Source organism: Rhizobium sp. P1_E1, from assembly GCF_056406015.1.
In genome coordinates this window covers 1-1,078 of the sequence record NZ_JBFUAY010000528.1, presented here as the reverse complement: position 1 = coordinate 1,078, position 1,078 = coordinate 1, and the positions used below count along the sequence as shown (strand labels likewise).

Sequence of the window (1,078 nt, the reverse complement as noted above, 5' to 3'; positions counted from 1 at the left end):
ACGATACGCATGACGCGTCACTGGAACTTCTGCATGATCGGTTTTCCGTGCAGCTCGAGCTCATGAAGACCGAAGAATTTTTGAGCGAGTTTGGCTAGAGCCTGGTGTGACGATACAGCCTCCACAGCAATACTGCTCATCGCCACGAATGACATGGAGATGACCGAGAGGTCGGCCTTAGCGTTTGTCGATCGACGGACTAAACACCATGAGGCTCAGGATTTCAAAGAGCACCTGTGCTGCAGCGTGCGCTGTGTTGGTCGTTGCGTCATATTGCGGGGCAACTTCGACGACGTCACCACCCACCAGGTTTATCCCTTTCAGCCCGCGTATCAGTTCAAGGACTTCACGCGTGGTCAATCCACCGACCTCGGGCGTGCCCGTGCCGGGCGCAAAGCTCGGATCGAGGCTGTCGACGTCGAAGGAAAGATAGGTCGGGCCGTCGCCGACGATGGATTTTGCCTTGGCAACCACGGCCGCAATCCCCATTCCGCTGATGTCCTCTGCGTGAATGACGGTCATTCCCGACGCATAGGAGAATTCCCACAAATATTCCGCCGAACCACGGATGCCAATCTGGATTGTCCGTGTCGGATCGAGCACGCCGTCCAGCACCGCATTGCGGAACGGCCCGCCGTGATGAAACTTCGTCTGATCGAAAGCGCCGCTTGTATCGCAATGGGCATCAATATGAATGAGGCCGACCGGTTGCTGCCGACCGATGGCCTTCAAAATCGGGTGGCTGATGGAATGATCGCCTCCAACGGAAAGCGGGGCAACGCCGGCATCGACGATCTGGCCGATGCGCTTTTCGATGTCGTCATGGCTGAGTTCCAGCCGGTAACGGCTTTGGAACGATATGTCGCCGATATCGGCGACCCGAAGATCGAAGACCGGCGCCGTGGCAAGAACGTGATTATAAGGGCCGATCCTTTCAATGGCGCGAAGTGCTCTCGGCCCGAAACGCGAGCCTGGGCGATTGGTGACGCCAAGATCCATGGGGATACCGGTAATCGCAACCTGGAGATTGCCGAAATCCGGATCCTCGGCTGCGACCTGCATGTAGGGTGCGCTGAGG

1 protein-coding gene and 1 pseudogene are annotated in these 1,078 nt (G+C 57.5%); one reads left to right on the top strand and one right to left on the bottom strand.

The window, feature by feature from the left end:
• Positions 1 to 98, top strand: a pseudogene (locus AC1D1Z_RS37710) (cysteine hydrolase); the annotation flags it as partial.
• Between the two features lie 79 nt (positions 99 to 177).
• Here the strand turns inward: AC1D1Z_RS37710 and speB are convergent.
• Positions 178 to 1,078: agmatinase (speB, locus tag AC1D1Z_RS37705; protein WP_477853945.1), on the bottom strand; the 901-nt coding region annotated here is incomplete at its 5' end.